The 24484-nt window shown below is 70.5% G+C and carries 28 protein-coding genes and 1 pseudogene; 18 read left to right on the forward strand and 11 right to left on the reverse strand.

Annotated features, from left to right (window positions below):
• Nucleotides 1-20: 20 nt before the first annotated feature.
• The 6 genes and pseudogenes from atzF to OH804_RS06840 form a co-directional block, all read left to right on the forward strand.
• Nucleotides 21-1460, forward strand: a pseudogene (atzF, locus tag OH804_RS06815) (allophanate hydrolase); the annotation flags it as partial.
• Between the two features lie 77 nt (nt 1461-1537).
• Entirely contained in the window at nt 1538-1822 is a 285-nt protein-coding gene (locus tag OH804_RS06820) for a hypothetical protein (RefSeq protein WP_406066461.1), read from the forward strand.
• A gap of 37 nt (nt 1823-1859) precedes the next feature.
• Nucleotides 1860-2549: a cysteine hydrolase family protein gene (locus tag OH804_RS06825; RefSeq protein WP_406066463.1), complete on the forward strand. Its 690-nt coding sequence runs from the start codon at nt 1860-1862 to the stop codon at nt 2547-2549.
• Between the two features lie 9 nt (nt 2550-2558).
• Nucleotides 2559-3251, forward strand: coding sequence for a cysteine hydrolase family protein (locus OH804_RS06830; RefSeq protein WP_406063591.1), 693 nt, complete (start codon nt 2559-2561; stop codon nt 3249-3251).
• A gap of 12 nt (nt 3252-3263) precedes the next feature.
• A complete protein-coding gene (locus OH804_RS06835; protein WP_406063593.1) occupies nt 3264-4892 on the forward strand; it encodes a regulator in 1629 nt (542 codons plus the stop codon).
• Between the two features lie 83 nt (nt 4893-4975).
• Nucleotides 4976-5362, forward strand: a complete 387-nt coding sequence (locus OH804_RS06840; RefSeq protein WP_406063594.1) for an AtzH-like domain-containing protein — start codon at nt 4976-4978, stop codon at nt 5360-5362.
• A gap of 58 nt (nt 5363-5420) precedes the next feature.
• On the opposite strand, the gene OH804_RS06845 is transcribed toward OH804_RS06840, so the two are convergent.
• The 9 genes from OH804_RS06845 to OH804_RS06885 form a co-directional block, all read right to left on the reverse strand.
• Entirely contained in the window at nt 5421-6710 is a 1290-nt protein-coding gene (locus tag OH804_RS06845) for a ricin-type beta-trefoil lectin domain protein (RefSeq protein WP_406066465.1), read from the reverse strand.
• 119 nt (nt 6711-6829) lie between these two features.
• Nucleotides 6830-8182 carry a ricin-type beta-trefoil lectin domain protein gene (locus OH804_RS06850; protein ID WP_406063596.1) on the reverse strand — a complete coding sequence of 451 codons (1353 nt, stop codon included), beginning with the start codon at nt 8180-8182 and terminating at the stop codon, nt 6830-6832.
• A gap of 371 nt (nt 8183-8553) precedes the next feature.
• Nucleotides 8554-9138 carry a DM13 domain-containing protein gene (locus OH804_RS06855; protein ID WP_406063598.1) on the reverse strand — a complete coding sequence of 195 codons (585 nt, stop codon included), beginning with the start codon at nt 9136-9138 and terminating at the stop codon, nt 8554-8556.
• 66 nt (nt 9139-9204) lie between these two features.
• Nucleotides 9205-10044 carry an S-methyl-5'-thioadenosine phosphorylase gene (locus OH804_RS06860; RefSeq protein WP_406063600.1) on the reverse strand — a complete coding sequence of 280 codons (840 nt, stop codon included), beginning with the start codon at nt 10042-10044 and terminating at the stop codon, nt 9205-9207.
• 43 nt (nt 10045-10087) lie between these two features.
• Nucleotides 10088-10513 carry a hypothetical protein gene (locus tag OH804_RS06865; protein WP_406063602.1) on the reverse strand — a complete coding sequence of 142 codons (426 nt, stop codon included), beginning with the start codon at nt 10511-10513 and terminating at the stop codon, nt 10088-10090.
• On the reverse strand, nt 10510-11664 hold the full coding sequence (locus OH804_RS06870) for a molybdopterin-dependent oxidoreductase (RefSeq protein WP_406063604.1): 1155 nt from the start codon (nt 11662-11664) through the stop codon (nt 10510-10512). The genes OH804_RS06865 and OH804_RS06870 overlap by 4 nt, the downstream gene beginning before the upstream one ends.
• On the reverse strand, nt 11661-12374 hold the full coding sequence (locus tag OH804_RS06875) for a class I SAM-dependent methyltransferase (protein ID WP_372433013.1): 714 nt from the start codon (nt 12372-12374) through the stop codon (nt 11661-11663). The genes OH804_RS06870 and OH804_RS06875 overlap by 4 nt, the downstream gene beginning before the upstream one ends.
• Nucleotides 12371-13048, reverse strand: a complete 678-nt coding sequence (locus OH804_RS06880; RefSeq protein ID WP_406063607.1) for a DUF2064 domain-containing protein — start codon at nt 13046-13048, stop codon at nt 12371-12373. Before OH804_RS06880 ends, OH804_RS06875 begins: the two co-directional genes overlap by 4 nt.
• Complete coding sequence (locus OH804_RS06885) at nt 13045-13722, reverse strand: glycosyltransferase family 2 protein (RefSeq protein WP_406063609.1); 678 nt, start codon at nt 13720-13722, stop codon at nt 13045-13047. The genes OH804_RS06880 and OH804_RS06885 overlap by 4 nt, the downstream gene beginning before the upstream one ends.
• A gap of 147 nt (nt 13723-13869) precedes the next feature.
• Between OH804_RS06885 and OH804_RS06890 the strand changes: the two genes are divergently transcribed.
• Nucleotides 13870-15234 (forward strand): hypothetical protein, encoded by a 1365-nt coding sequence (locus tag OH804_RS06890; RefSeq protein ID WP_406063610.1) that lies wholly within the window; start codon nt 13870-13872, stop codon nt 15232-15234.
• Here OH804_RS06890 and OH804_RS06895 read toward each other — a convergent pair.
• Nucleotides 15206-16285, reverse strand: coding sequence for an NAD-dependent epimerase/dehydratase family protein (locus OH804_RS06895; RefSeq protein WP_406063612.1), 1080 nt, complete (start codon nt 16283-16285; stop codon nt 15206-15208). The genes OH804_RS06890 and OH804_RS06895 overlap by 29 nt on opposite strands.
• Nucleotides 16286-16444: 159 nt before the next feature.
• On the opposite strand from OH804_RS06895, the gene OH804_RS06900 reads away from it, so the two are divergent.
• Nucleotides 16445-17140 carry a response regulator transcription factor gene (locus OH804_RS06900; protein WP_406063614.1) on the forward strand — a complete coding sequence of 232 codons (696 nt, stop codon included), beginning with the start codon at nt 16445-16447 and terminating at the stop codon, nt 17138-17140.
• Nucleotides 17133-18149 (forward strand): sensor histidine kinase KdpD, encoded by a 1017-nt coding sequence (locus OH804_RS06905; protein ID WP_196923910.1) that lies wholly within the window; start codon nt 17133-17135, stop codon nt 18147-18149. Before OH804_RS06900 ends, OH804_RS06905 begins: the two co-directional genes overlap by 8 nt.
• A 75-nt stretch (nt 18150-18224) precedes the next feature.
• Here OH804_RS06905 and OH804_RS06910 read toward each other — a convergent pair whose 3' ends face one another.
• Nucleotides 18225-18692: a VOC family protein gene (locus OH804_RS06910; protein WP_196923909.1), complete on the reverse strand. Its 468-nt coding sequence runs from the start codon at nt 18690-18692 to the stop codon at nt 18225-18227.
• A gap of 111 nt (nt 18693-18803) precedes the next feature.
• Between OH804_RS06910 and OH804_RS06915 the strand changes: the two genes are divergently transcribed.
• From OH804_RS06915 to OH804_RS06955, 9 genes are all read left to right on the forward strand, one after another.
• Nucleotides 18804-19787, forward strand: a complete 984-nt coding sequence (locus OH804_RS06915) for a helix-turn-helix transcriptional regulator (protein ID WP_406063617.1) — start codon at nt 18804-18806, stop codon at nt 19785-19787.
• Between the two features lie 58 nt (nt 19788-19845).
• Nucleotides 19846-20313: an SAM-dependent methyltransferase gene (locus OH804_RS06920; protein ID WP_406063619.1), complete on the forward strand. Its 468-nt coding sequence runs from the start codon at nt 19846-19848 to the stop codon at nt 20311-20313.
• A 189-nt stretch (nt 20314-20502) separates the two neighbouring features.
• On the forward strand, nt 20503-20925 hold the full coding sequence (locus OH804_RS06925; RefSeq protein WP_196923906.1) for a YbaB/EbfC family nucleoid-associated protein: 423 nt from the start codon (nt 20503-20505) through the stop codon (nt 20923-20925).
• A complete protein-coding gene (locus OH804_RS06930) occupies nt 20922-21245 on the forward strand; it encodes a hypothetical protein (protein WP_196923905.1) in 324 nt (107 codons plus the stop codon). Before OH804_RS06925 ends, OH804_RS06930 begins: the two co-directional genes overlap by 4 nt.
• A 4-nt stretch (nt 21246-21249) precedes the next feature.
• Nucleotides 21250-21744, forward strand: coding sequence for a hypothetical protein (locus OH804_RS06935; RefSeq protein WP_196923904.1), 495 nt, complete (start codon nt 21250-21252; stop codon nt 21742-21744).
• A complete protein-coding gene (locus tag OH804_RS06940) occupies nt 21737-22267 on the forward strand; it encodes an endonuclease (RefSeq protein WP_196923903.1) in 531 nt (176 codons plus the stop codon). The genes OH804_RS06935 and OH804_RS06940 overlap by 8 nt, the downstream gene beginning before the upstream one ends.
• Nucleotides 22268-22275: 8 nt before the next feature.
• Nucleotides 22276-22806 (forward strand): SUKH-4 family immunity protein, encoded by a 531-nt coding sequence (locus OH804_RS06945; protein WP_406063622.1) that lies wholly within the window; start codon nt 22276-22278, stop codon nt 22804-22806.
• Nucleotides 22803-23342, forward strand: a complete 540-nt coding sequence (locus OH804_RS06950; protein ID WP_196923901.1) for an SUKH-4 family immunity protein — start codon at nt 22803-22805, stop codon at nt 23340-23342. The genes OH804_RS06945 and OH804_RS06950 overlap by 4 nt, the downstream gene beginning before the upstream one ends.
• Nucleotides 23343-23450: 108 nt before the next feature.
• Complete coding sequence (locus OH804_RS06955) at nt 23451-24458, forward strand: hypothetical protein (RefSeq protein WP_196923900.1); 1008 nt, start codon at nt 23451-23453, stop codon at nt 24456-24458.
• Nucleotides 24459-24484: the final 26 nt, after the last annotated feature.

The following is a 24484-nucleotide window of genomic DNA, read 5'->3' on the forward strand; positions in this document are numbered from 1 at the left end:
AACAGTCGACAATCGACTGTATGCCAGAGCGAGTGAAGTCCATTGCGGAGCTTCGGTCGGCGTACCGCGAGGGCGGCCTGACCCCGGCGGACCACGCCGAACGCGTCCTGGACGGGCTTGCCGGGCACGACGACGGGCCGGTCTGGATCAGCACCGTCCCGGCCGAGCGCCTCCGTGAGCGCGCCGAATCGCTGACCCGCCACGGTGATCCCGCGCTGCCGCTGTACGGGATCCCCTTCGCGGTCAAGGACAACATCGACGTGGCCGGCATGGTCACCACGGCGGGCTGCCCCGACTTCGGGTACCTGGCCGCCGAGGACGCACCGGTGGTGCGGCGGCTCCTCGACGCGGGCGCGCTACTGGTCGGCAAGACCAACCTCGACCAGTTCGCCACCGGCCTGACCGGCGCCCGCTCGCCGTACGGCAGTTGTCAGAGCGTGTTCGGCGGCGGCCTCATCTCCGGGGGCTCCAGCTCCGGCTCGGCGGTCGCGGTGGCCGCGGGCCAGGTCAGCTTCGCCCTGGGTACGGACACCGCCGGCTCCGGCCGGGTGCCGGCGGCTCTCAACGGGATAGTGGGCCTCAAGCCCACCCGGGGTCTGCTCAGCACGGCCGGCGTGGTGCCCGCCTGCCGCTCACTGGACTGCGTGTCGGTCTTCGCCCCCGACGTGGCCGGCGCCCTCGACGTCCTGCACGCCGCCCGTGCCGTCACCCCGGCAGACCCCTGGGGACGCCCGTTCCCGGCCGAGCGGGTCGCGCCCCGCCCGCCGGGGACGCTCCGCCTCGGGGTGCCCCGAGCGGAAGACCTGGAGTTCTTCGGCGACACCGGGCAGGAGACCCGCTTCGCCGCGGGCGTGGAACGGCTGCGCACCTTCGTCGGGTCCCCCCGGTCGGTGCCGCTCGGCGCCTTCTTCGAGGCGGGCGACCTGCTCTACCGGGGGCCCTGGGTGGCCGAGCGGCTCGTCGCCCTGGGCGGCTTCCTGCGCTCGCACCCCGAGTCGGTCCTCGCGGTGACCCGGGCCGTACTCGAGACCGGGTGGCGCTACGACGCGATCGACGCCTTCCGGGGTCAGCACCGCCTGCGCGAACTGCGAGCGCAGGTCGAGCAGCTCTGGCAGGACATCGACGTGCTGGTGGTGCCCACCGTCGGCACCACCTTCACTCTCGACGAGATCGCCGAGGACCCGATCGGGCGGAACGCCATGCTCGGCCGCTACACCCAGTTCGCGAACCTGCTCGACCTGGCCGCGGTGACCGTACCCAACGGGTTCACCAACTCCGGCCGCCCGGCGAGCCTGACCCTGGTCGGCCCGGCGTTCAGCGACACCACACTGGCCCGGCTGGCCGCCACCCTCACCGAGGGCGGTGCGCCGACCGGCGCGGTCGAGGCCGGCTCACCGCCGCCCCAGCGTACGGCGGAACTGCTGATCGCCGTGGTCGGCCGGCACCTGACCGGCGAGTCCCGCAACGGCGAGTTGCTCGGGCACGGCGCGGTCCTCGCCGGCACCGCCCGCACCGCACCGCCTACCGGCTGTACCGGATGGACACCCCCGACGGCGACGGACTGCCGGGCCTGGTCCGGACCGGCCCGGACGGGTCGCCGGGCCACCCGATCGAGGTGGAGCTGTGGCGGCTGCCCAGCGCCGCGCTCGGTGGGCTGCTGGCCGGCGTGCCGGCCCCCCTCTCGGTCGGCTGGGTCCGGCTGCACGACGGGCGGGATGTGCTCGGTTTCCTCTGCGAAGCGTATGCGGCGGGCCCGCCGGCCGAAGACATCAGCGCCAGCGGCGGGTGGCGGGCGTACCGCCGTTCCGCGGCCCGGCGCTGACGCGGCAGCACCAGCGATCACGACAGGAGGCGAGAGGATGGGCAGCATCGGGCCGGTAACGGCCAACCCCTACCCGTGGCCCTACGACGGCGCGGCGGACACCGCGCGTACCGCACTGCTCTGCATCGACTGGCAGACCGACTTCTGCGGACCGGGCGGCTACGTCGACGCGATGGGTTACGACATCGGCCTCACCCGGGCCGGCCTGCCGGCCACTGCCCGGCTGCTGGAGCACGCACGATCGCTCGGGATGCTTGTCGTACACACCCGGGAGGGGCACGACCCGCAGCTGTCGGACCTGCCGCCGAACAAGCGGTGGCGTTCGGCGCGCATCGGCGCCGAGATCGGCGCCGCCGGCCCGGCCGGCCGGATCCTGGTCAGGGGCGAGCCGGGCTGGGAGATCGTGCCCGAGGTGGCCCCGGTGGCCGGTGAGGTGATCATCGACAAGCCCGGCAAGGGCGCCTTCTACGCCACCAACCTCGACCTGGTGCTCCGCACCCGGGGCATCACCCACCTGATCCTCACCGGCATCACCACCGACGTCTGCGTGCACACCACAATGCGCGAGGCGAACGACAGGGGATACGAGTGCCTGATCCTCTCCGACTGCACCGGCGCCACCGACAAGGCCAACCACGACGCGGCACTGCACATGGTCACCATGCAGGGTGGCGTCTTCGGCTGCGTCACCACCTCCGACGACGTCATCGCCGCCACGGCCAGGTGAGGTGCGCCCATGTTGACCATCGCCGCCGCGCGGCCCGGCCCGTACTCCTTCGACCTCTCGACCACCGCGCTGCTCGTCATCGACATGCAGCGCGACTTCCTGGAACCCGGCGGGTTCGGTGAGAGCCTGGGCAACGACGTCGGCCAGTTGCGCCGGACCATCGCGCCGCTCGTGGCGCTGCTGGCCGACGCCCGCGCCGTCGGCCTGAGCATCCTGCACACCCGCGAGGGGCATCTGCCCGACCTGTCCGACTGCCCGCCGGCCAAGCTCAGCCGGGGCGCGCCGAGCAAACGGATCGGTGACCCCGGACCCAAGGGCCGCATCCTGGTCCGTGGCGAGTACGGCCACGACATCATCGACGAGCTGACGCCGCTGCCCGACGAGCCGGTCATCGACAAGCCCGGCAAGGGCGCCTTCCACGCCACCAACCTGGACGTCCTGCTCACCGAGCGGGGCATCCGCAGCCTCCTGGTCACCGGGGTCACCACCGAGGTGTGCGTGCACACCACCGTCCGGGAGGCCAACGACCGCGGGTACGAGTGCCTCGTGCTCGCCGACTGCGTCGGGTCCTACTTCCCCGACTTCCACCGGGTCGGGCTCGACATGATCGCCGCCCAGGGCGGCATCTTCGGCTGGGTCGCCGACTCGGCGCAGGTACGCGCCGTGCTGCCCACCACCCCCGTGTTGCAGCCCTCCTCCTGACCGGGAGCAGCCATGACATCGACCAAATCCACAGTCGCCCCGCTCCCGTACTGGGTCCGCGGCGACACCAACGCGTTCTTCGGTTTCGGCGTCAACGTCCTGGTCAACGTGCTCACCCTGACCGGGCTCTGCCTCGCCGTGGTGAACCTTCCCGAGGGGGAGGTGTTCGGCACCATCCTGCCGGCGCTCGGCATCGCCCTGGTCGCCGGGAACGTCTACTACACCTACCTGGCCCGCCGGCTGGCCCGACGGGAGAACCGCGCCGACGTGACGGCCCTGCCGTACGGGCCGAGCGTGCCACACATGTTCATCGTCATCTTCGTCATCATGCTCCCCATCTACCTGCGCACCCAGGATCCCGTGCGCGCCTGGGAGGCCGGGCTGGCGTGGGCCTTCATCATCGGCGTGATCGTGCTGATCGGCGCGTTCGTCGGGCCGTACATCCGCCGGTACGCGCCCCGGGCCGCGCTGCTCGGCACCCTCGCCGGAATCTCCATCACGTTCATCTCGATGAACCCGGCCGGGCAGATGTGGCGGATGGCCTGGGTCGCGCTGCCGGTCTTCGCGTTGCTGCTGATCGGTCTGCTGACCGACGTGAAGTTGCCGTTCAACTTCCCGATCGGGCTCGCGGCGCTGCTGCTCGGCACCGCGATCGGCTGGGCCGGCGGGGCGATGTCGGTGCCGGACGTCACGGCTGCGGCCCGGGACATCGCCATCGCCGTCCCCTCGTTCAAGCTGGACCTGCTCTTCACCGGGCTGGCCGACATGGCGCCCCTGCTGGCGACGGCGATCCCGCTCGGCGTCTACAACTTCACCGAGGGCATGACGAACGTGGAGAGCGCGGCCACCGCGGGGGACAACTACAACCTGCGCAGCGTGCTGCTCGCCGACGGTGCGGGTGCGGTGATCGGGGCCGCGCTCGGCTCGCCGTTCCCACCCGCTGTCTACGTCGGGCACCCGGGCTGGAAGGCCGCCGGTGGACGCAGCGGCTACTCGATGGCGACCGGTGTGGTGATCGCGTTGCTCTGCTTCCTCGGCATGTTCGGGCTGCTCGGCGCGATCTTCCCGACGGCGGCGATCGTGCCGATCCTGCTCTACATCGGATTGTTGATCGGGGCGCAGGCGTTCCAGGCGACCCCCAGGGCGCACGCCGCGGCAGTGGTCGCCGCGCTGATCCCGAACATCGCGGCCTGGGCCACCGGGCAGATCGACAACACCCTGGCGGCGGCCGGTACCACCGCCGCGGCGGTCGGCGACGATGCGCTCAACGGCGCCGGCGTGATCTACGACGGGCTGCTGGTGCTGGGTCAGGGCGCGATCCTCGCCGGCCTGGTGCTCGGCGCGGTGGTGGTCTTCATCATCGACAAACGGTTCGGTCGGGCCGCGATCTTCGCCGGCTCCGGCGCGCTTCTGTCGTTCATCGGGCTGATCCACGGCGAGCGGATCGAGTGGAACGCCAACGGTCAGGTGGCACTGGGCTACCTCTTCGTCGCGGTGATCTGTGTGGTCTTCGCGCTGGGCCGCCCCACGCCCCGCGAACCGGACCCGGAGGAGGTCGAACCGGAACGGGAGCCCGGTCGGGCCGATCCCGCCAATGACCCGTCGGCCGACGGGCAGCGGACGTCAGCGCTGAGCGGCTGAGCCGGTCGGCCCGGTCGGGAGCGTCACGGCTCCCGACCGGGCCGGCGAGTTCCCTGACCGAACGGACCGAAGGGACGTACCGCATGGAGATCGACCGGACGGACGTTGTCGCCGAGGTGGCGGCGGCCTTCGCCGACTACGAGCGGGCGCTGGCCGACGGCGACGCCGACCGGATCTGCGGGTACTTCTGGGATTCCGAGCGCACCGTGCGGTTCGGCCTCGCCGACCATCAGTACGGGCTGGACGAGCAGCGCAAGTGGCGTGCCGCGCAGCCACCGCTGCCGCCCGGTCGCCGGCTGGTCGATCCGATCATCACCACGTTCGGCCCGGACCTGGCGGTCGTGACAACCCGATTCGGGTACGACGGCAGCGCCGCCACCGGTCGGCAGACCCAGACCTGGGTACGCCTGCCCGTCGGCTGGCGGATCGTCACCGCGCACGTCTCGGTCTCCGCCGCTGCCACCGCCTGACGCGACGCGCCGCTCGGGACAGGACCCGAGCGGCGCGTCTCCGACCTGGCGGGCCGTGCTAGTTGCGCGTGCTCCACTGCTGGTTGGCCCCGCCGTGGCAGGCCCAGAGGTGCAGCTGCGTGCCATTGGCCGTGCCGGATGCGACGGCGTCGAGGCACAGCCCCGACTGGGCGCTGGTGATGGTGCCGTTGGCGTTCAGGTTCCACTGCTGGTTGGCTTGGCCGTTGCAGTCCCAGATGAGGACCGCCGTGCCGTTGCTGCTGCCCGCCCCGCTGGCGTCCAGGCACTTGTTGCCGTAGACGGTCAGGGTGCGGTTGGCGGTGTGGGTCCAACGTTGGTTGGTGCCACCGTGACAGTCCCACAGTTGCGGGCGTGCGCCGTTGCTGGTGCTGGAGTTGGGGACGTCGATGCACCGACCGGACTGGCTACCCGCGATCAGCACGTTCTGCTGGCCGGCCGGCGGGGTCGTCGGCGGGGGAGTGGTGGGCGGCACGTCCGACCCGAACTGGGTGAAGAACCGCCACACCTCCTGCTTGACCCAGCTCCGCGCGCCGCTCTCACAGCCGGCACACCCGTCCACCGGGCCTTGCTGGTGGCCGCCGTCGAACGCCGCCCAGACCACCGGATAGCCGGCCCGGCAGCCCGAGTAGGCGGTGGTGATGTGGGTCAGGCTGCCCGCCCTCGGCTCGGGTGGGTTCTGTGCGGCGCATCCGTTGTTGCGGACGAACCTGTCGCGCAGCGACCGTCCGCTCGGAATGTTGTCGTTGATGCCGTGAATCCCCAGGTACGCCACCGGCTGGGTGCCGCCGCTGCATCCGCTGATCGCCCCCGGGGCCGCGATTGCCGCGACCGCACGGAACACCGTCGGCCGGGAACACGCCAACGAGTAGCTCATCGCGCCGCCGTAGCTGAACCCGACCGAGAAACGTTGGGTGGTGTCGACGCAGAGAGCGTTGTCGATCGTGCGGATCATGTCGTCGGTGAAGGTGACGTCTTCACCGTTGGAGTTGCCCCAGCCGTTGTTGAGGCCCTGTGGGGCGACGAAGATCGTAGTGTTGTTCGACTGGGAGAGCATGCCGTAGTAGGCCCACGCAGCTCCGTCGGAGCCGCCACCCGCGACCTGACTGGCGGTGCCACCCAACCAGTGGTACCCGAAGGCCAGCCGGTGTGCATAGGTGTTGTTGTAGTTGTCCGGCAGCCGAAGGATGAAGCTGCGGCTCTTCCCGCCGCTCTGGATGGTGTGGGTGCCGCTGTTCAGCCCGGGCGCCTTGCCGCAGCCGGCAGTGGTGGCCGCCGCCGCCGGTGCGACGGTCGTGACGACGTACGTTCCGACGGCGATCAGGACCATGACCGCCATGGCTGCCCCCAGCCAGGGGGCGGAAAGTTTGCGAAGTGGCACGGCTGAGCCTCCTTGTGGGTGGTGGAACATCCGTTGGGCCGGTCCCCTCTGCGGGAACCTCGCCGGGCTCAGCTCCGGCTCCATCGTTGGTTGGCCGCGCCGGTGCAGTCCCAGATCTGGACGCGCGTGCCGTTGGCAGTGCCGTTGCCGACCATGTCCAGGCACCGGCCCGAACCAACTCCGGTGATCGAGCCGTCGGTGTTGAGCCGCCATTTCTGGTTGGACTGGCCGTTGCAGTCCCAAATGATCACCGAGCTGCCGTTGGCGGTGCCGGCGCCGTTGACGTCGAGGCACTTGCCGCCGAAGACACGCAGCTCCTGAGCGGCGGTCGAGGTCCAGCTCTGGTTGCTCTGGCCGTGGCAGTCCCAGATGATCGCCGCCGCGCCGTTGGCCTGCGAGGCGCCGTTGACGTCGAGGCACCGTCCGGAGGACGTGCTGCGCAGGGCCGACGTGCCGCTCGGTGGCGGGGTGGTCGGTGGCGGCGTCGTGGGGTCGGTGCCGCTACCGAACTGGGTGAAGAACTTCCACACCTCGCCCTTGGTCCAGGTCCTGGCTCCGCTGTCCCCGCCGCCGTCCACCGGCCCGGGGGTGTGCCCGCCGTCGAAGGCGGCCCAGACCACCGGATAGCCGGACCGGCAGCCGGAGTAGGTGGTGGTGATGTGGGTCAGGCTGCCCGCCCTCGGCTCGGGTGGGCTCTGTGCGGTGCACCCGTTGTTGCGCACGAACCTGTCGCGCAGGGACCGTCCGGCGGAGACGTTGAGCACCGCGTCCCCGATGCCGTGGATCCCCATGTACGCGACCGGCTCGGTGCCGCCGCTGCACCCGCTGAGCTGTCCGCCGGAGTAGACCGCGACAGCGCGGAAGACACTTGGCCGTGAACAGGCCAGCGAGTAGCTCATGCCCCCGCCGTAGCTGAAGCCGAGCGCGAAGCGTTGCGTGGTGTCGACACAGAGGTCTGCCTCGATCACCCTGATCATGTCGTCGACGAAGGTGACGTCCTGGCCGCCGGGGTTTGCCCAGCCGTTGCCGTTGCCCTGGGGGGCGACGAAGATGGTGCTGTTGTTCGCCTGCTGCCGCAGCCCGTAGTAGGACCAGGCGGCCCCGTCGGACCCACCGCCGTCGACGTCGTTGGCGGTGCCGCCGTTCCAGTGGAATCCGAAGATCAGCCGGTAGGCGTGGTTCCTGTCGTAGTTGTCGGGAATCCTCAGGATGAAACTACGGTTCTGGCCGCTGCTCTGGATGGACCGTTGGCCGCTGGTCAACGTGGGCGCCTTGCCGCACCCGGCGGTCGCCGCGGCCGCGCCGATGTCCGCGGCCGACGCGGTGGTGCTCACGCCACCGGCCAGTGCCGCCGCGCTCACGGTCACGACGACGGCCGCCGCCGTCGCGAGAAGACCAAGGATGGGTCTACGTCTTGTCATGAAGGGGCTCCCGCCACTCGGCACGAACTGGTTGGAAGGGGTCCGCGGCAACCCGTACGCCGTCACGACGCGGCACTCCGGGTCACCCCGCGACCACTGTCGTCGCGAACGAACCCCAGAAGACGCGACGCGTCGGCGGCGCCCCCGGCCGGCTCATCGACACAGGTTTCCGCCACTGGTCTCGCCGCCCACGCAGGACCAGTCGGTTGCCGAATCGATGGTGGCCACCAGTGCGCCCGAACACCACGCGACCGTTCGACCGGAGGTGCCGGAGCACCTGGCTCGGCGTCGAATCGATTCGCTCCGACGCTAGATCCCGCAGTGAAAGATGTCAATGCCGTGTCCGGCTGGTTGCGGCCAGGGTGGCGCGGTCAGGCCCCCGCGAGATCCGCCGCGCCGAAGGAGACCGCGAAGCGCTTGCACCAGATCGAGACGCTCCGGAAGTCGCTTGGGTCCACCGATGCCGGTAGCGCGTACACCTGGTTGCCCTTGTTGCCCTTGAGCTTCGCCAGCTCGACCCACTCGCCGTCGTCGAACACGCGCCAGCCGGCCGTGCCCCGGATGACCGGCTGATCGGTCAGCCACACCCGCAGGTCCGGACCGTTCGACGTGTTCAGGTCTCGGATGACGAGCTGATGGCGACCGTCGGCGAGCCGGTGGATCTCGGCACTGCCTGTCGTCCGGTGCTCATGGGTGACGAACTCACCGCTGGTCAGGATCTCGTTCGCCGCTGGGGTGGCTGCCGAGATCGCGGGGGCCGGCGTCGAGGACTCCGGGCTCGCGGACGCCGGGACCGGGGTGGCCGATACCGTTCCAGAGCCGGGAATCGCTTCGTCGACATAGGTGTCGGTGAACAGCTTCCACGGCTGGAACCAGTAGAGGCCCAGCATCGCCACGACGACAGCACAGGCGAGACCGGCTCGGACCAGCGGCGAGCGGAACATCCGTTTTCCCACCCCCGCAGCGTACGGCCACGGCTGCCGTCGAACCGTTCGCGAACCCTTTCGGAACTCTTACGACGCTCACGGCTCCATATCGGCCAGCGCCTGTCCGCACGGGCAGGCCCCCTGCTCCGCTGGCAACGTCTTCACCGCGTCGCCGAGCAGCAGGCGCAGGCGATCGATGTTCCGGGCGAAGACCGTGAACACCTCCTGCTGGGTCACGCCGTGACCAACCTCGACGCCCGAGTCGAGGTCGGTCACCACTGACACCGCTGTGTAGCAGAGCGCCAGTTCACGGGCCAGCACCGCTTCCGGGTGGCCGGTCATTCCGACGACGGACCAGCCCTCCCGGCCGTACCACTGTGATTCGGCCCGGGTGGAGAATCGGGGCCCTTCGATGACGACCATGGTTCCGCCGTCGACCGGCTGCCAACCGGCGGATCGGGCGGCGTCGAGGACCGTGGCCCGTCCGACCGGACAGTACGGGTCGGCGAAGGGCACATGGACGACCTGGGGGAGTTGCCCGTCCGCGCGTGGCTGGCCGTCGTGGTAGGTCTGCGCGCGGCCGCTGGTCCGGTCGACCAGCTGGTCCGGTACGACGAGGGTCCCGGGGCCCAGATCCGGTCGTAGGCCGCCCACGGCACCCGGTGCGAGTACCTGGCGTACCCCGAGCGCTCGCAACGCCCAAAGGTTGGCCCGGTAGTTGATGCGGTGCGGAGGGAGGGTGTGCCGGCGTCCGTGGCGGGGCAGGAACACCACCGGCCGCCCGGCGAGACTCCCGACGGACAGCGCGTCGCTCGGCGGTCCGTACGGTGTGTCCACGGTGACCTCGGCGACGTCGTCGAGGAACTCGTAGAAGCCGGATCCGCCGATCACGCCGATCGGCGGACGGTCGGTCGTGCTGATGTCTCCTGCTGACATGGGTATCCCTCCTGGGCGAAAGTGGAGAACGTGTGGGGCCGGCTCAGGAGCGGTCGGTTCGCCGGTCCGTGCCACGCCGGTCGAGCGCCGTGGCGACGACCAGGACGATCACGATCGCGGCCCAGAGGACAGCCAGCCCGACGGTGAGCCCCAGCGGGTAGTCGCGGTCCGGTAGGCCGGGGTTCGGAGGTGCCGAGGGCGGTCGCCACAGCAGGGGCACCGCGATCAGCAGCAACGTGGCGCTGGCCAGCAGACCCGCGGCGATCCAGGCCCGGCGTAGCCGGTTCGTCACCAGTCGGCTCAGCGCCAGGCCGACCAGTCCGACCAGCGGCGCCACCAGGAGGTCGTGCAGCACCGGGCCGCCGATCAGCCACGGCACCGTGGTGCCGAGCTGGGGGAGGAGCAGCCAACCGCCGTACGCCGTGAACGCGGCGCCGACCACGAGCAGGAGCAGTCGGATGGCTCTCACCGCAGCACCTCCAGCCGGGCCACCCACTTGGTCTGGAGGACGCCCGGCCGGCTCGGCGCGATGAGTCGGCAGGGGTAACCGTGGTCGGGCGACAGTTGCTCGCCATTGATCCGCAGGGCGAGCAGGGTCAGCGGGTCGCGGGCATGGGCCGCCGGGAGTGTGCTGGCCGCGTACAGGCCGTCGGTCTCCAGTGAGGTGACCCGAACCGGTCGGCCGGTCGGTGCGCCGGCCCGTCGGAGCAGCTCGACGACGGGCACGCCGGTCCAGTGGGCCGAGGCGCTCCAGCCCTCGACACAGGCGATCGGCAGCTCCGCCGTGCGTTGCGGCAGGGCCGCCAGGTCGGCCAGGGACACCGTGTCCCGCCCGCCCGGCCAGACGATCTCCAGTCGCCAGTCCGGTGGAACGGCGATGCGCGCGGCAGCCGCCGTACGGTTGATCGGTACGCCCTGCGGCCCGGTCGCGGACCGCCACGCCAGCGGCGACACCCGACGGAGCCACGGCACTGTGACCCCGGCGGTGGCCAGTACGGCGACTCCCGCGACGCCCGCGGAGGTACGCAGGAACGCGCGTCGCTGCGCCGTGTCCCGATCTTCAGGCCCCGGCGCCGCTCTCCTGCGTCGCAGTGGCGTTTTCAACGCCGCGCGGGCGACGGGCAACTTCACAGCGACGTGCAGCAGCATCGCCCCGACCACCAGCCAGGCGACCGCGTAGTGCGCCGTCGGGAAGAAGAAACCCCACGGGTACGACTGGGCGACGTTGAACAGGCCCGTGACCAGTTCGAAGAACGCGGCGCAGACCAGCACCAGGACGGAGATCCGTTCGAGGGCGTGGGCGGACAACCGGATCGGCTGGCGTACTGGCGGGCGGACGAACAGCCGGGGGTAGACGCTCCACAGCTTGGCCAGCAGCAACGGAATGGCCGCGACCCCGGAGAGCACGTGGACGCCCTGGGTGATCCGGTACAGGTTGACCGGTCGGGTCGGCCAGGTGAACCAGCCCGGCGGGTGCTGAAGGTAGTGGCTGAGCAGTCCGGTGCCGAAACACAGCCCGAACGCCACCCCGAGCCAGAGGCCGAGCCGGGCGGTGACCAGCGGTGAGTGCGAGGGCGCTGTGAAGTCCTCCGGGGCGGGGAGACGTGGCCGGCGGATCATGAGCGTGCCAACTCGGCGAACCAGCGTGGACCGAACCGGAAACGGTCGGCGACCCGCAGGCCGGCGGCGTCGGCAGCCTGGGCCACCGCCTCCGTGTCGACCCGCGCCCAGTGAAACGCCGGTCCCCGCAATTGCCGTTCGCCGGACGATCCCGACAGGACGTACGCCTGTCCCTGCCACAGCCCGGCTCCCGGCGGTTCCACCTCGACCACGAGCGTTCCGTCGGCTGCGATCAGTGCGCCGCACCGGCGCAGCAGTCGGACCGGGTCACCGCCGATGCCGATGTTGCCGTCGATGAGCAGGGCGTGCGCCCACCTGCCCTCGCCGGGGAGTGGTTCGAAGACGTCGCGTCGCAGGGCGACGACCCCCCGGTCCTGAGTCAGACGTACCGCCTCGGCGGAGATGTCGACCCCCAGCGCGACGAGGCCGCGTTGGGCGAGCGCCCGGGTCAGCCGGCCTGGGCCGCAGCCGAGGTCGATGGTGGGCCCGGTGCAGCGTGCGGCGACGGACTCGATCGCCGGTTCGGGCGGGCCGTGCCAACGCCGCACCGGCAACAGGTCACGCCGCCCGTCGGTGTGCACGAGCCAGTGGTCGGGTTGGGCCGCGGGCATCGGGCCGACCGGTGCACCGCGCAGGTCATGGTCGGCGGACCATCCGCCGAGTCTGCGCAGCACCACGTCGAAACCGTCGAGACTGATCGTCGAGGTCACCGGGGGCGTCCAGTCACCAACTGGCCTACCGACGCGACGGCCTGCGCGAACCGGGTGCCGGGCAGATCGGCCGCGACCGCCAGCGCCGCCGGCCAGTCGTCGACGTCCCGCTGCACGGGCAGGATCGCCGGACGGACGCCGTGCTGCCGCAGGGCGGCGAGGGTGCGGCGACCGGTGTCGCCGGTCGACATGGGTACGTCGCGTAACACGCTCGCGTACGCCGGGTCGCGCAACCCGAGTGCCCACCAGCCGCCGTCGAGCGCCGGCCCGAACACCGCCTCGTGTTCGGCGAGCCGCTCCAGCGCGGTGGTGAGCAGGGCCGGCCGGATCTGCGGTGTGTCCATGCCGATCTGCAGCACCGGTCGGCCGGGGAACGACGCGGCGGTGTCGGCGTGGGCGTTCGCGAGGCGGTCGGCGAACGTGCCGCCGCGCTGCGGAAGCAGGTGCCAACCCGCCAGCGCGGCGGTCAGCTCACCGCCGTACTCGGCGTCGGCGAACCGACCGGTGTGGGCCAGCACGGGAATGGTCGAGGCGGTGGCGCGCACCGCCGCGAGGGTGTCCAACAGTGACGCGGCCGCGATCCGGGCCGCCTGGGTCGGATCAGCCGGCGGGCAGAGGCGGGTCTTGGCCAGCCCGGGGACCGGCGCCTTCGCGACCAGGAGCAGGACGTTCACCGGCCACCACCGGCGTCGGCGCGCAGCACTCCGGCGAAGTCCCGGGTCGCCCGCCACGTGCCCCGGACCGACCCGGAGACCTTCGAGCTGGTGCCGGCCGCCCGGGGCGCGTACGCGACGTCCAGTTCGAGGATCCGCCAGCCCGCCCCGGCCGCGCGCAGCAGCAGTTCCAGGGGGTAGCCGAACGCGCGGTCGTTGACACCGAGGCCCAGCAGCGCCGCCCGGTGGGCAACGCGGATCGGGCTGATGTCGTACACCGGCACGCCTCGACGCCGCAGCAGGGCGGCGACCAGCGCGTTTCCGGTGCGGGCGTGCCACGGCCAGGCGTCCGCCGAGACCGGCCGACGCCGCCCGACGGCGAGATCGGCTCGACCGTCACACACCGCCGCGACGAGCCTGGGCAACTCGGCCGGGTCGAACGAGCCGTCCGCGTCGAGCACGCAGACCAGATCCGCCTCCGCAGCCAGCAGGCCGGTGTGCACGGCGGCGCCGTACCCGCGTCTCGGCTCGTGGACGACCCGGGCCCCGTACTCGGCCGCGATGACCGGCGAACCGTCGGTGGAGCCGTTGTCGACCACGATGGCGCGGTAGCCGGGCGGAAGCCCGCTCAGTACGGCAGGCAGTGCGGCCGCCTCGTCCAGACACGGCAGCACCACGTCGATCGTTGTGTGCATACCGGCGACGCTAGGCCCGCCACCGCCCGTCCGGACCGCCGTTTCTCCTTACGAATCGCTTACGCGGCAACGGATCTTACGACTCGCTGACGTCTCACCGTTCGGCCATCGAATCCCTGGTCGGAGGTCGTAGCGTCGGCCGTCACCATGACCATGATGACCCGGCCGGGACGACCCCGGTCCGCCGACCTGATCGTCCTCGGTGCCGAGGTGGTCCTGCTCGCCGTTGCCGTCGCCGTCGGCGCACTGCTCAATCGGCAGGGCGTGCGGCTTCATGCCGACGCGGCGCCGATCTACGCCTCCTGGCAGCCCCACCTGGGGCCCGGCACTCCCGTCGCGCTGCTCGTCGCGGCGCTGTTCGTCTGGCGGGGCACGCGCTGGGGAACCCACACGCCGTGGCCGCGGCTACTGGGGGTCGGCTATCTCGCCTCGGTGCTCTGGACACTGTCGTTGGCCCTGGTCGACGGCTGGTCCGCAGGGTTGACCGAGCGGCTCACCGTGCAGGCCGAGTACCTGCACGAGGTGCCCCGGGTGACCGATGTCGGCATCATGCTGTCCGGCTTCGCCGACCGGATCCTCGACTTCCAGCCCGATTCGTGGTCCACGCACACCGCCGCTCATCCACCGGGCGCGTTGCTCCTCTTCGTCTGGCTGGAGCGGATCGGCCTGGGCGGCGGGACCGCCGCCGGGCTCGCCTGTGTGCTGCTCGGCGCCACCGTCTCGGTGTCGGTTCCGGTCACGTTGCGGGCGCTCGGTGCCGAGGACGCGGCCCGGGCGGTGTGGCCGTTCGTGGTGCTCCTCCCGGGAGCGGTCTGGGTGGGCGCGTCCGCGGACGGGATCTTCACCGCTGTGGTCGCCGCCGGGCTGGCGCTGCTGGCGGTGGGCGGACGATCCGGGGCCGCACTGGGCGGGTTGCTCCTCGGCTTCGCGCTCTACCTGTCGTACGGGTTCGTCCTGGTCGGGTTGCTCGCGTTGACAGTGGTGCTGCTCAGGGCGCGGGACCGCCTCGGTGTGCTCCTGGTCGCGGCGACGGGGGTCGCGGCCGTCGTCGCCGTGTTCACCCTCGCCGGCTTCTGGTGGCTCGACGGCTACCACCTGGTGGCACGTCGTTACTACCAGGGTTGGGCGGCGGATCGTCCGTACGGTTACTGGGTCTGGGCGAATCTCGCCGCCCTGCTCCTCTCGGTCGGCCCGGTGGTCGGGCCGGCGCTGCGGCGGGCGGTGACCGCCGTGTCGATCCGAGCACCGCACCCACCGCTCGCGACCGCTCTCCGGCAGCGGATCGCCGGCCCCGGACCCACCGTGTGGTTACCCGTCGCCGCGATGGTGGCCGTGCTCGCGGCGGACCTGTCCGGGCTCAGCAAGGCCGAGGTGGAGAGGATCTGGCTACCGTTCGCCGTCTGGCTGCTGGTCGCCACCGCCCACCTGCCCGCCGGTCACCGGCGGTGGTGGTTGGCGGCCCAGGCCGCCACAGCTCTCGCCGTCAACCACCTACTGTGGACGGTGTCGTGACCGATGCCGGATCCCGCATCACCGCTGTGGTGAAGTCGGCGATGCCAGCGACGAAGCCGACTCGGGCGGTGAAACCGAGCAGCCGGGCGGCGCGGGCCGGATCGGCCACGACGTGCCGCACGTCCGCCGTCCGCCCGCCCCCGACCGTGACCGGCGCCGGTCCCCCCATCGCCGACGCCAGCTCGTGGGCCAACTCACCGACGGTGTGCGGCTCACCCGAGCAGACGTTGACCGGGGTCAGGGGCTCCGGTGCCGGTGTCGTCAGGGCCAGCAGGTTGGCAGTGGCCACGTCGGTCACGTGCACGAAGTCGCGCCGTTGCCGGCCGTCCTCCAGCACCCTGGGCGGTCGCCCGGCCGCCAGGGCCGACCGGAAGATCGACGCGACCCCCGAATACGGAGTGTCACGCGGCATTCGCGGACCGTAGACGTTGTGGTAGCGCAGGGCCCAGACCGACCCGCCGGTCTGCCGGGCCCAGGCGCCGGCGAGGTGTTCCTGGGCCAGCTTCGTGGCGGCGTACGTGCTGTGCGGCTCCAGCGGTGCGTCCTCGGGCACGAGACCGGGGGAGAGCGCCTTGTCGCAGCGAGGGCAGGTCGGCTCGTACTGGCCCTCGGCCAGGTCGGCGGCACGGCGGCCGGCGGGCCGGACGATCCCGTGGGTCGGGCAGTGGTAGCGGCCCTCGCCGTAGACCACCATCGAGCTGGCCAGCACCAGTCGGCGTACCCCGGTGGCGTGCATCGCCGCGAGGACGGTGGCCGTACCGAGGTCGTTGTGAGCGGCGTACCGGGGGGCGTCGGCCGGGTCGATGCCGTGGCCGACCATGGCCGCCTGATGGCAGACCGCGTCGACCCCGGCCAGTAGCCGGGTCAGCAGCTCGCTGTCGCGTACGTCGCCGACCACCAGGTCGTGCCGCTCGGTCCAGGGCGGTGCCGTCGCACCGTGCGCCTCCGGTAGGAGCGCGTCCACGGCCACCACCTCGTGCCCGTCTTCGGTGAGCAGGTCAGCGACGTGGGAGCCGATGAACCCGGCCGCACCGGTGACAAGTATCCGCATTCCGGTCACCGTAGGACCTCGCGTACGCCCGCTCGGGTTTTCGCACGCAGCCGTAAGAACCTCGCAAGCTTTGCCGTTGCGGGCCGAGCCCGGTGCGTGGCTACGCTGGGCCGATGGACATCTGGGGGAGACGTTGACGACGCGGGACGGGGAAGGTCCGTGACGCAGCGCGTGCTGGTGGTCGACGACGATCAGACAGTGAGCGACGTCATCCGTCGTTACCTGGAGAACGACGGCTTCCAGGTCAGCCTCGCCGCGGACGGCGCGGCGGCACTGGCGGCGGTGGAGCGGCAGGTGCCACACCTGGTCGTGCTCGATCTGATGCTGCCCCGGGTCAACGGCCTGGAGGTGTGCCGGGCGCTGCGGGTACGACCGGACGGCGTACCGATCGTCATGCTGACCGCACGCGGTGACGAGGCCGACCGGATCCTCGGGCTGCAACTCGGCGCGGACGACTACCTGACCAAGCCCTTCTCTCCCCGTGAACTGGTGCTGCGGGTCCGTTCGGTGCTCCGTCGCGCCGGTGGTGGGGCACCGTCCGAGCGGCCGGAGGCGCTCACCGACGGAAATCTGGTGGTGCACACGTCCTCCCGAACCGCCCGCCTCGCCGGTGCGGATCTGGCGCTGACGCTGCGCGAATTCGACCTGCTCGTCCACCTCATGCGGCATCCGTCCCGGGTGTTCGGCCGGGCCGAACTTCTGGAGCAGGTCTGGGGCTGGAACTTCGGGGACCACTCGACAGTGACGGTGCACGTACGCCGGCTGCGGGAGAAGATCGAGGCCGACCCGGCCGATCCGCAGCGGATCGTGACCGTCTGGGGCGTCGGCTACCGCTACGAGCCAGCCCATGCGTGACGTACTCCTGATCTTCGCGATCGCCCTCGTCGCGGCACTCGGCATCGGGCTCGCCGGTGCGGTGCTGCTCCGAGCGCTTCGGCGTAGCTCGATCACCGTGCACCTCAGCGTGCTGCTCACCACCACTGTGGTCGCCGTCGCCGTCGGGGTGATGGCGGTCGCGGAAGCGATGTTCCTCTCCGCACACGACCTTGAGGTCGTGCTGATCACCGTCGCGGCGGCAGCGGTGGTCAGCCTCGCCGTCGGCGGGCACTTCGGGCGGCGGCTGGCCCGCGCCGCGGTGTGGCGCGACCAGGCCCGGGAGCGGGAACGACAACTGGAGAAGGGCCGGCGCGACCTGGTCGCCTGGGTCTCCCACGACCTGCGTACCCCGCTCGCCGGGCTGCGGGCCATGGCGGAGGCGTTGGAGGACCGGGTGGTGCGTGATCCGGACACTGTCGATGAGTACCACCGACGCATCCGGCTGGAGACCGACCGGATGACCCGACTCGTCGACGACCTGTTCGAGCTGTCCCGGATCAACGCCGGAGCGCTGCGGTTGTCGTTGACGGCGGTGCCGCTCGGAGAGGTGGTCTCGGACGCGTTGGCCAGCACCATCCCGCTGGCCGACGCTCGCCGGATCAAGCTGATCGCCAGCGAGTCGGGGTGGCCGACGGTCGCCGCGAGCGAGCCGGAGCTGGCTCGGGTCGTGGCCAACCTGCTGCTCAACGCGGTCCGCTACACCCCCGAGGACGGCACCGTACGTATCGAAGCCGGACGGGAGGAGGACCACGCCTGGCTGTCGGTAGCCGACACCTGCGGCGGCATCCCCCCGGCCGACCTTCCCCGGCTGTTCGACATCGCGTTCCGTGGCGAGCCGGCCCGCACTCCCGGCCCCGGCGACGGTGGGGCCTCCGGTGGGCTCGGCCTGGCCATCGTTCATGGCCTGGTGGAGGCGCACGGCGGTCGGGTCGAGGTGCGAAACACCTCCGACGGCTGCCAGTTCATGGTCCGCCTGGCCACCGCCTGACGGAACGAACGCTCGGAGTGGCGGGATGGGGCCGTCGGGTTGCGACGGACCCACCCCGTTGGCTGAGGGCGAGGATCAGGCGTCGGCGTGCTGGGCGGCGACGTCGAGGATCCAGGTGATGCCGAAGCGGTCGGTCAGCATCCCGAACGCTGGTGCCCACTGCGCCGGGCCGTACGCCTCGACGACAGTGGCGCCATCGGCCAGCTTCTCCCACAGCGCGCCGACCTCTTCGACACTCTCGCCGCGGACGGACAGGAAGAACGGCTCGCTGGTCAGCGTCATGCCGTTCTCACGGCGCGTGGAGGGCAACGGGGCGATGCCGGCTCCAGCCCGGCTGGGCACGTCGTAGACCATGACGCGGAATCCGTCGTCGGTGGCGACCTGGCCCCAAACGGCCTTGCCGGCGTCGGGCAGCTCCTTCGGCATCCCGAAATCGCCGTACGTGATCACCATGATCTCGCCGCCGAACACCGAGTGGTAGAACTCCAGCGCCTCCCGGGCGTTGCCCCGGAAGTTGAGGTGGGTGGTCGTGGTGATGCTCATCGAGACTCCTGGTGAAGTTTGTTTCCGGCAACGGTGTCCGGCCGGCGTCAGCACCAAGGGTCGACGACGTAGGTGACAGGATGTGTCACCTACTGCGAATAGATTCCATTCATGCCGAAGGCCTCGGGTCGACTGTTGGCCCTGTTGTCGCTCCTTCAAGCGCGCCGCGACTGGCCGGGCACGGTCCTGGCCGAGCGGCTCGACATCAGCCTGCGGACGGTGCGCCGCGACGTCGACCGGCTGCGCGAACTCGGCTACCCGATCGCGGCCGTGAAGGGTCCCGACGGTGGCTACCGGCTCAGCGCCGGCACCGAACTACCGCCTCTGCTCTTCGACGACGAGCAGGCCGTCGCCCTCACCCTCGCGCTGCAGATTGCCGCCACCACCCTGGGCGACGGCACCGGCGAAGCGGCAGCACGCGCGTTGACCACGATCCGGCAGGTCATGCCGTCCCGGCTCCGGCACCGCGTCAACGCCCTCCAGGTCACCGCCGTCGAACGGCCCGTCACCCGACCGGCCGGCCCGATCGACGACGACGTGCTCCTGGCGATCAGTTCCGCCGTGCAAGCTCACGAGATCCTCCGCTTCGGCTACGGCCCCGAGGCTGTGGACAAACCCCCGCGCCGCGTCGAGCCGCACCACCTCGTCACCTGGGACGGACGCTGGTACCTCGTCGCGTGGGACCTCGACCGGTCAGCCTGGAGTACCTTCCGCGCCGACCGGATGACCCTGCGCATCCCGAACGGACCCCGCTTCACGCCGAGGGAACTGCCCGGCGACGACGTGGCCACCTTTGTCACCGGCAGGTTCCGCGGTGCCGACGACGGCGTCATCGGCTGGCCCTGCCAGGGCACCGCGATCCTCGACCTGCCGGCCGCCACAGTGGCCCTCTACACCCGCGACGGGACCGTCGAGGACCTTGGTTCGGGCCGCTGCCGGCTCACTCTCGGCTCCTGGTCCTGGCCCGGCCTGGCCGCTGCCATGGCCCGGTTCGACACCGAGATCGACGTTGTCGGCCCCACCGAACTTGTCGACGCCTTCGACCACCTGGCCCGCCGCTTCGCCAGGACCGCCGCCAGCGCAACCCTGGCCTGACTCCTTGATCGGGTGCTCGTGCATGCCGCCGGTCGCGTGCGGCAACTAGCCTCAAGTCATGCTCAGCTTCGAGATCACCCCGATCGGTACGGTCCGGAATGACAGGACCGATGTCCAGCACACGGACAACTGGGGTGCCGTCCGCAGCACGATCACCATCGACGAGCGCTTCGGTGATTTGTGCCTCCAGGGCCTGGAGGGCTTCTCCCATGTGGAAGTCCTCTTTATCTTCGACCAGTTCCCAGCACACGGTGATCACCGCGAACCCCGTCCCTACCGTGGTCGCTCCGACCTCCCGCCCGTTGGTGTATTCGCAGGCCGCGGCCCTCGCAGACCAAACCGCATCGGAGTGACGTGCTGCGCCATCGAATCCGTCCACGGCCGCGAATTGACGGTAGTGGGTCTCGACGCGGTCTCGGGCACCCCGGTCGTCGACCTGAAGCCGACGATGGTGGAGTTCGTCCCGGTGAACGTCGAGCAGCCAGAATGGGTCAGCCGCCTGATGTCGGAGTACTTCCAGCCTTGAGCGGTAGTTAGCCGCTGTCAGGTGCGCCGGTCGAGGGACCTGCGTCGGGCGTACCCCCGCTGCGTGCAGCTTCGTCGATGGGCCGCATCCGTCGACGGGCTTCGATGGAACATCCGCCTCCCGGGACCACACGATTTGCCGGTTCTGACTACGCTTTCCACTGTCTCGGACGCGATCGAGGGAGGGCGCATGTCGGTGAATGAGCCGGCGAGCGGGGAGTTCGCTCGCATGCTTGACGCGACGGTTGGCGCGTTGCGCGCCGCCGGCACCGCGCCGGAGGACGAGGAGGCCGTGCGCCTGCGCCGGGTCGGTGAGTCCGCCGAGGGGCAGGTCCGTGCCGAGTTCGGCGCCGATGGTCGGCTGGAATCGCTGACGCTGGACCCGCGGATGATGCGGCTCGGCGCGGCCGAGGTTTGTGACCACGTGATCGCGGCCGTGAACGCGGCGATCGACTCGATGCGCGGCGGCGGCCCGGCGGTGGCCTCCGGCGACCTCTCGCAGCTCACCGAGCAACTGGAACAGGTTCGCGACACGGCCGTGCCGCGGCTCGGTGCGTTCCTGCAGGCGCTCACGGACGCACAGGAGCGGATGGCCCGAGGAGGTTCCCGATGAACGGCTTCGAGGTAGAGCCCGCGCTGCTGCGTTCCGGCGGTGACGAGGTCATCGGCGCCGCCGAACGCTTCATCGGGCAGTTGGAGAGCTTCGAGGCACAGATGCAGGGGTACGGCGAGCCGTGGGGCGCCGACGACATCGGCTCGCTGATCGGCATCGCGTACACGGAGGCGTCCACCTGGGTTCTGGACTGCATCGGCGTGGCCGCCGAGGAGATCGGCGCGGCCGGCAGCGACCTGACGAAGATGGCCGACAACTTCGAGTTGGTCGAGGAAGCCTCAGCGGGCGCGCTGCGGGACATCCAGGGAATGCTGGGGTGACGACATGGGACTCCAACTGCCGGGTGAGTTGATCACGGCACTCGGCTGGATCGGCTACACCTGGCCCGAAGCCGACGAGGAGAAGCTGTTCGAGATGGGCCAGGCCTGGCTGGACTTCTCCGGCACGGTCGCCGAGGCCTCCGGGGAGGCCAGCTCGGCTGCGGCGGCGGTCTGGTCACAGCACCAGGGCGAGTCGGTGCAGGCGTTCCAGAAGTGGTGGTCCAAGCCGGAGAGCGGCCCCGGAACGCTGCCGGACTACTCCGAGGCCGCCATGCTGATCGGCACCGGGCTGATCATCGCCGCCGCGATCGTGCTCGCGCTGAAGATCCAAGTGATCGTGCAGCTGGCGATCCTCGCCTTCGCGGTGGCTCAGGCGATCGCCACCGCCGTCGTCACGTTCGGCGCGTCGCTGGCCGAAGTCCCGATCTTCCAGATGATCACGCGTGAGATCGTCGGTCTGCTGATCGACCAGGTGGTCCAGGAGCTCCTCGATGCCTAGCAGGGCGCCGAAGAGCTCGAAGAAGCGCGGCGGCGCGGGTAAGCCGAAGGTTGGTAAGGGCGTCCGCGCGGCGGTGAAGAAGGCCGCCGCGAAGCCGGTGGTGCGCAACAACGACCTGCCCGAGGTCACGATCAAGGTGCAGCGCAAGTCGTTCCACGCGCGCGGCCAGTTTGACCGCAAGATGAACGCGCTGAAGAAGCTCAGCGACGAGGGCAAGCTGTTCAAGCAGGCGAACCCGGTCGGCCGGGACAAGAAGATCACGGCCGACTACAAGAAGCGCATCCGGCAGAAGATCTTCGACAAGTACTGGCCCCACGACAAGAAGATGGCGAACGCCCTCGCCGCCCGACTCCGCAAGCAGCAGCCCGACCATGTGTGGGAGCTGCAACTCGGAGGCGCCGACGACGTTAGTAATCTGAAGCTCCTGCACGGCAGAACAAACTGGGATGTCGGCGGGCAAATCTGGCATCAGATCAAGAACCTGCCCGATGGCACACCGATCCGAATAGAGGTAGTGGGTTGAATCCCGAGTTGCGGGAGCTCATCGCGGAGCTGCGTACCGACCTGGAGGCGGACCAGCCGGCGACGCTGGCGTGGGCCCAGATCAACGAGGGCGCTCCGGCCGACCAGATTCCCGCCGAGCTGCCGCAGCCGGTCCGGGAGCTGCTCGAAACCGCCAACGGCATCCTGGCCGGCGCGTTCGACCTGCCAGCGGTCGCGGACCTCGACGACATCCAGTACTACCTCGAGCAGATGCCCGAGTTCACCGGCGTCGCCGACGAACCCGCCGAGTGGCTGGTCATCGGCACATTGAACGACGAGCCGCTGCTGATCCGACGCGACACCGGCGCGGTCTGGTACTTCCCGGCGGAGACCACCGACGAGTGGTTCATGCGTGAGATGTTCCTCGACGTCGCGCCGGACCTCGACTCGTTCCTCGCCTACTACGTCTTTGGCGCCGGGTACGGCGAAGTCGCCTCCGACGACGACGAGTGGTGGGACTTCCTCGACGAACACGGTCTGACCACGCCCGGTGACGATGACGAGGAGGCGGACGATTGACCGCGACGCATGAGGAGCTCACCGCGCTCTGGGGCGCCGATGGGATGATCTACTTCCCGGTCGACCGGTTCGACGACGTCCTCGGCCCCCTGACGCCAGAGGTCTTTCCGCCGTTCGGGGCCATCCCGGTCGACGTGCCGATCCTGTTCACGGTCGACGTCGACGTCCCCGGCATGGAGCTGTTCTCCAAGCTGAACATCGAGATCGGCGACGCCAGCCCACGCATCCACATCGTCCTCGGCAGCTCGCCCGAGGACCCGCAGCTGCTCTTCTGCCTCGACGCGCTGACCGGAGCCGTCGTGTTGCTGGACCTGGAAACCCCCAACTTCGAGGCGGTCAACGCGACCTTCGCCGCGTTCGTCGAGTTCCTCTACCGGCTCGGAGGGCTCATCGCGACGGACCCGGGCGGTCGGGCTCGCGCGGCCCGCGCCGCAGCGATCCGGGCCGACCTGATGGACGTCGACGCGTCCGCGTTCGCCGACCCGAAGTCGTGGTGGAGCCTGGCCTTCGAGCAGCTGGAATCCACCAGCGGCTAGCCCCGTCGCTGCGAGCGGCCCGCACCTGATGACCAGCGGGGCTCTCCGACGGCTCCTCCTGTCAGCGCCACGTGGTTGGATGCAGGCCGCTGATCAGGAGAGGGAATCATGACGCGCACCACCCCACCGCGTCCGTTGGATGTGGTCTCGTTGTTCCCGGAACTGGCAGCGAGGGCCAGGACCGCCACCCGCCTTCATCCCCGCCCGGGAGACCCGACGGTGCATGACAGCTCGGTGGGCGGGCCTTTGCTGTGGCCGGAAGACGAGGCCTGGCCGACATGCGGCGACGAGCACGAGCCGTACGGGTTGACGACGCTGGAGGACGTCCGCACGCGTCGACGTGTCCTCGCCGCGGCGTGGCAACGGCCCAGGCCGCCGGGAACGAATCTGCTGACTCCCGATGAGAAGGTGGTCGTGGACCGCGTAGATTCCGGTTACGACCCGGCGCTGCTGCCGGTGGAGCCGCTGCCGCTCATCCCGCTGGCCCAGCTCTACGCCCGGGACGTCCCTGATCTGCCCTGTCCCCCTGGCACGGACATGCTTCAGGTGCTGTGGTGCCCGTTCGACGAAATCATGGATGCGCGGTCGGCGGTGCGCCTACGGTGGCGGCAATCCACAAGCGTGCGGAACCCGCTGATGCACCCGCCCGAGCCGGCCTTCGTCGGTCAGGGCTGTTACGTGCCGGAACCTTGCGTTCTGCACCCAGAGCAGGTCACCGAGTACCCGGCTTATCACGAGCTGGATGACAAGCTGGCGGAACGCATCATCTCCCGAGAAAGGGAGCTCCTCCAGTCACCGGACGAGAAGCAACCGGGTTACCGGGGCGATCTGTCAATCGCTCCCGGTTGGAAGGTCGGTGGCTGGGCCGCCTTCTTCACCTTTCGGAGCCCGGCGGGCCCTGATGAGCTCCGGTGCTGCGGCGCTCCGCTGGAACCACTTCTCACCATCCCCAGCGACGAATGGGACGGCGACAGCCGCAGTTGGCGTCCCATCGCTGAGGAGGACGAGTCGGCCGATCACACCCCGACCCAGGTGGAGATCGGCCGTGGCTACACGCTCCAGGTCTATCGGTGCACCGCCTCACAGGAGCACCCACCGGTCACCATCATGCAGTAGCTATCCGTAGCTGCTCTTCTGCCTCG

The organism is Micromonospora sp. NBC_00860 (genome assembly GCF_045207375.1).
GTDB classification, from domain to species: Bacteria; Actinomycetota; Actinomycetes; order Mycobacteriales; family Micromonosporaceae; genus Micromonospora; species Micromonospora vinacea.

Bases quoted from the DNA above. Each gene is read 5' to 3' on its own strand.
- OH804_RS06820 (WP_406066461.1), top strand. From the start codon at position 1,538: ATGGACACCCCCGACGGCGACGGACTGCCGGGCCTGGTCCGGACCGGC.
- OH804_RS06825 (WP_406066463.1), top strand. From the start codon at position 1,860: ATGGGCAGCATCGGGCCGGTAACGGCCAACCCCTACCCGTGGCCCTAC.
- OH804_RS06830 (WP_406063591.1), top strand. From the start codon at position 2,559: ATGTTGACCATCGCCGCCGCGCGGCCCGGCCCGTACTCCTTCGACCTC.
- OH804_RS06835 (WP_406063593.1), top strand. From the start codon at position 3,264: ATGACATCGACCAAATCCACAGTCGCCCCGCTCCCGTACTGGGTCCGC.
- OH804_RS06840 (WP_406063594.1), top strand. From the start codon at position 4,976: ATGGAGATCGACCGGACGGACGTTGTCGCCGAGGTGGCGGCGGCCTTC.
- OH804_RS06845 (WP_406066465.1), bottom strand. From the start codon at position 6,710: ATGGTCCTGATCGCCGTCGGAACGTACGTCGTCACGACCGTCGCACCG.
- OH804_RS06850 (WP_406063596.1), bottom strand. From the start codon at position 8,182: ATGACAAGACGTAGACCCATCCTTGGTCTTCTCGCGACGGCGGCGGCC.
- OH804_RS06860 (WP_406063600.1), bottom strand. From the start codon at position 10,044: ATGTCAGCAGGAGACATCAGCACGACCGACCGTCCGCCGATCGGCGTG.
- OH804_RS06870 (WP_406063604.1), bottom strand. From the start codon at position 11,664: ATGATCCGCCGGCCACGTCTCCCCGCCCCGGAGGACTTCACAGCGCCC.
- OH804_RS06885 (WP_406063609.1), bottom strand. From the start codon at position 13,722: ATGCACACAACGATCGACGTGGTGCTGCCGTGTCTGGACGAGGCGGCC.
- OH804_RS06890 (WP_406063610.1), top strand. From the start codon at position 13,870: ATGACCATGATGACCCGGCCGGGACGACCCCGGTCCGCCGACCTGATC.
- OH804_RS06895 (WP_406063612.1), bottom strand. From the start codon at position 16,285: ATGCGGATACTTGTCACCGGTGCGGCCGGGTTCATCGGCTCCCACGTC.
- OH804_RS06905 (WP_196923910.1), top strand. From the start codon at position 17,133: ATGCGTGACGTACTCCTGATCTTCGCGATCGCCCTCGTCGCGGCACTC.
- OH804_RS06910 (WP_196923909.1), bottom strand. From the start codon at position 18,692: ATGAGCATCACCACGACCACCCACCTCAACTTCCGGGGCAACGCCCGG.
- OH804_RS06915 (WP_406063617.1), top strand. From the start codon at position 18,804: ATGCCGAAGGCCTCGGGTCGACTGTTGGCCCTGTTGTCGCTCCTTCAA.
- OH804_RS06920 (WP_406063619.1), top strand. From the start codon at position 19,846: ATGCTCAGCTTCGAGATCACCCCGATCGGTACGGTCCGGAATGACAGG.
- OH804_RS06925 (WP_196923906.1), top strand. From the start codon at position 20,503: ATGTCGGTGAATGAGCCGGCGAGCGGGGAGTTCGCTCGCATGCTTGAC.
- OH804_RS06930 (WP_196923905.1), top strand. From the start codon at position 20,922: ATGAACGGCTTCGAGGTAGAGCCCGCGCTGCTGCGTTCCGGCGGTGAC.
- OH804_RS06935 (WP_196923904.1), top strand. From the start codon at position 21,250: ATGGGACTCCAACTGCCGGGTGAGTTGATCACGGCACTCGGCTGGATC.
- OH804_RS06940 (WP_196923903.1), top strand. From the start codon at position 21,737: ATGCCTAGCAGGGCGCCGAAGAGCTCGAAGAAGCGCGGCGGCGCGGGT.
- OH804_RS06955 (WP_196923900.1), top strand. From the start codon at position 23,451: ATGACGCGCACCACCCCACCGCGTCCGTTGGATGTGGTCTCGTTGTTC.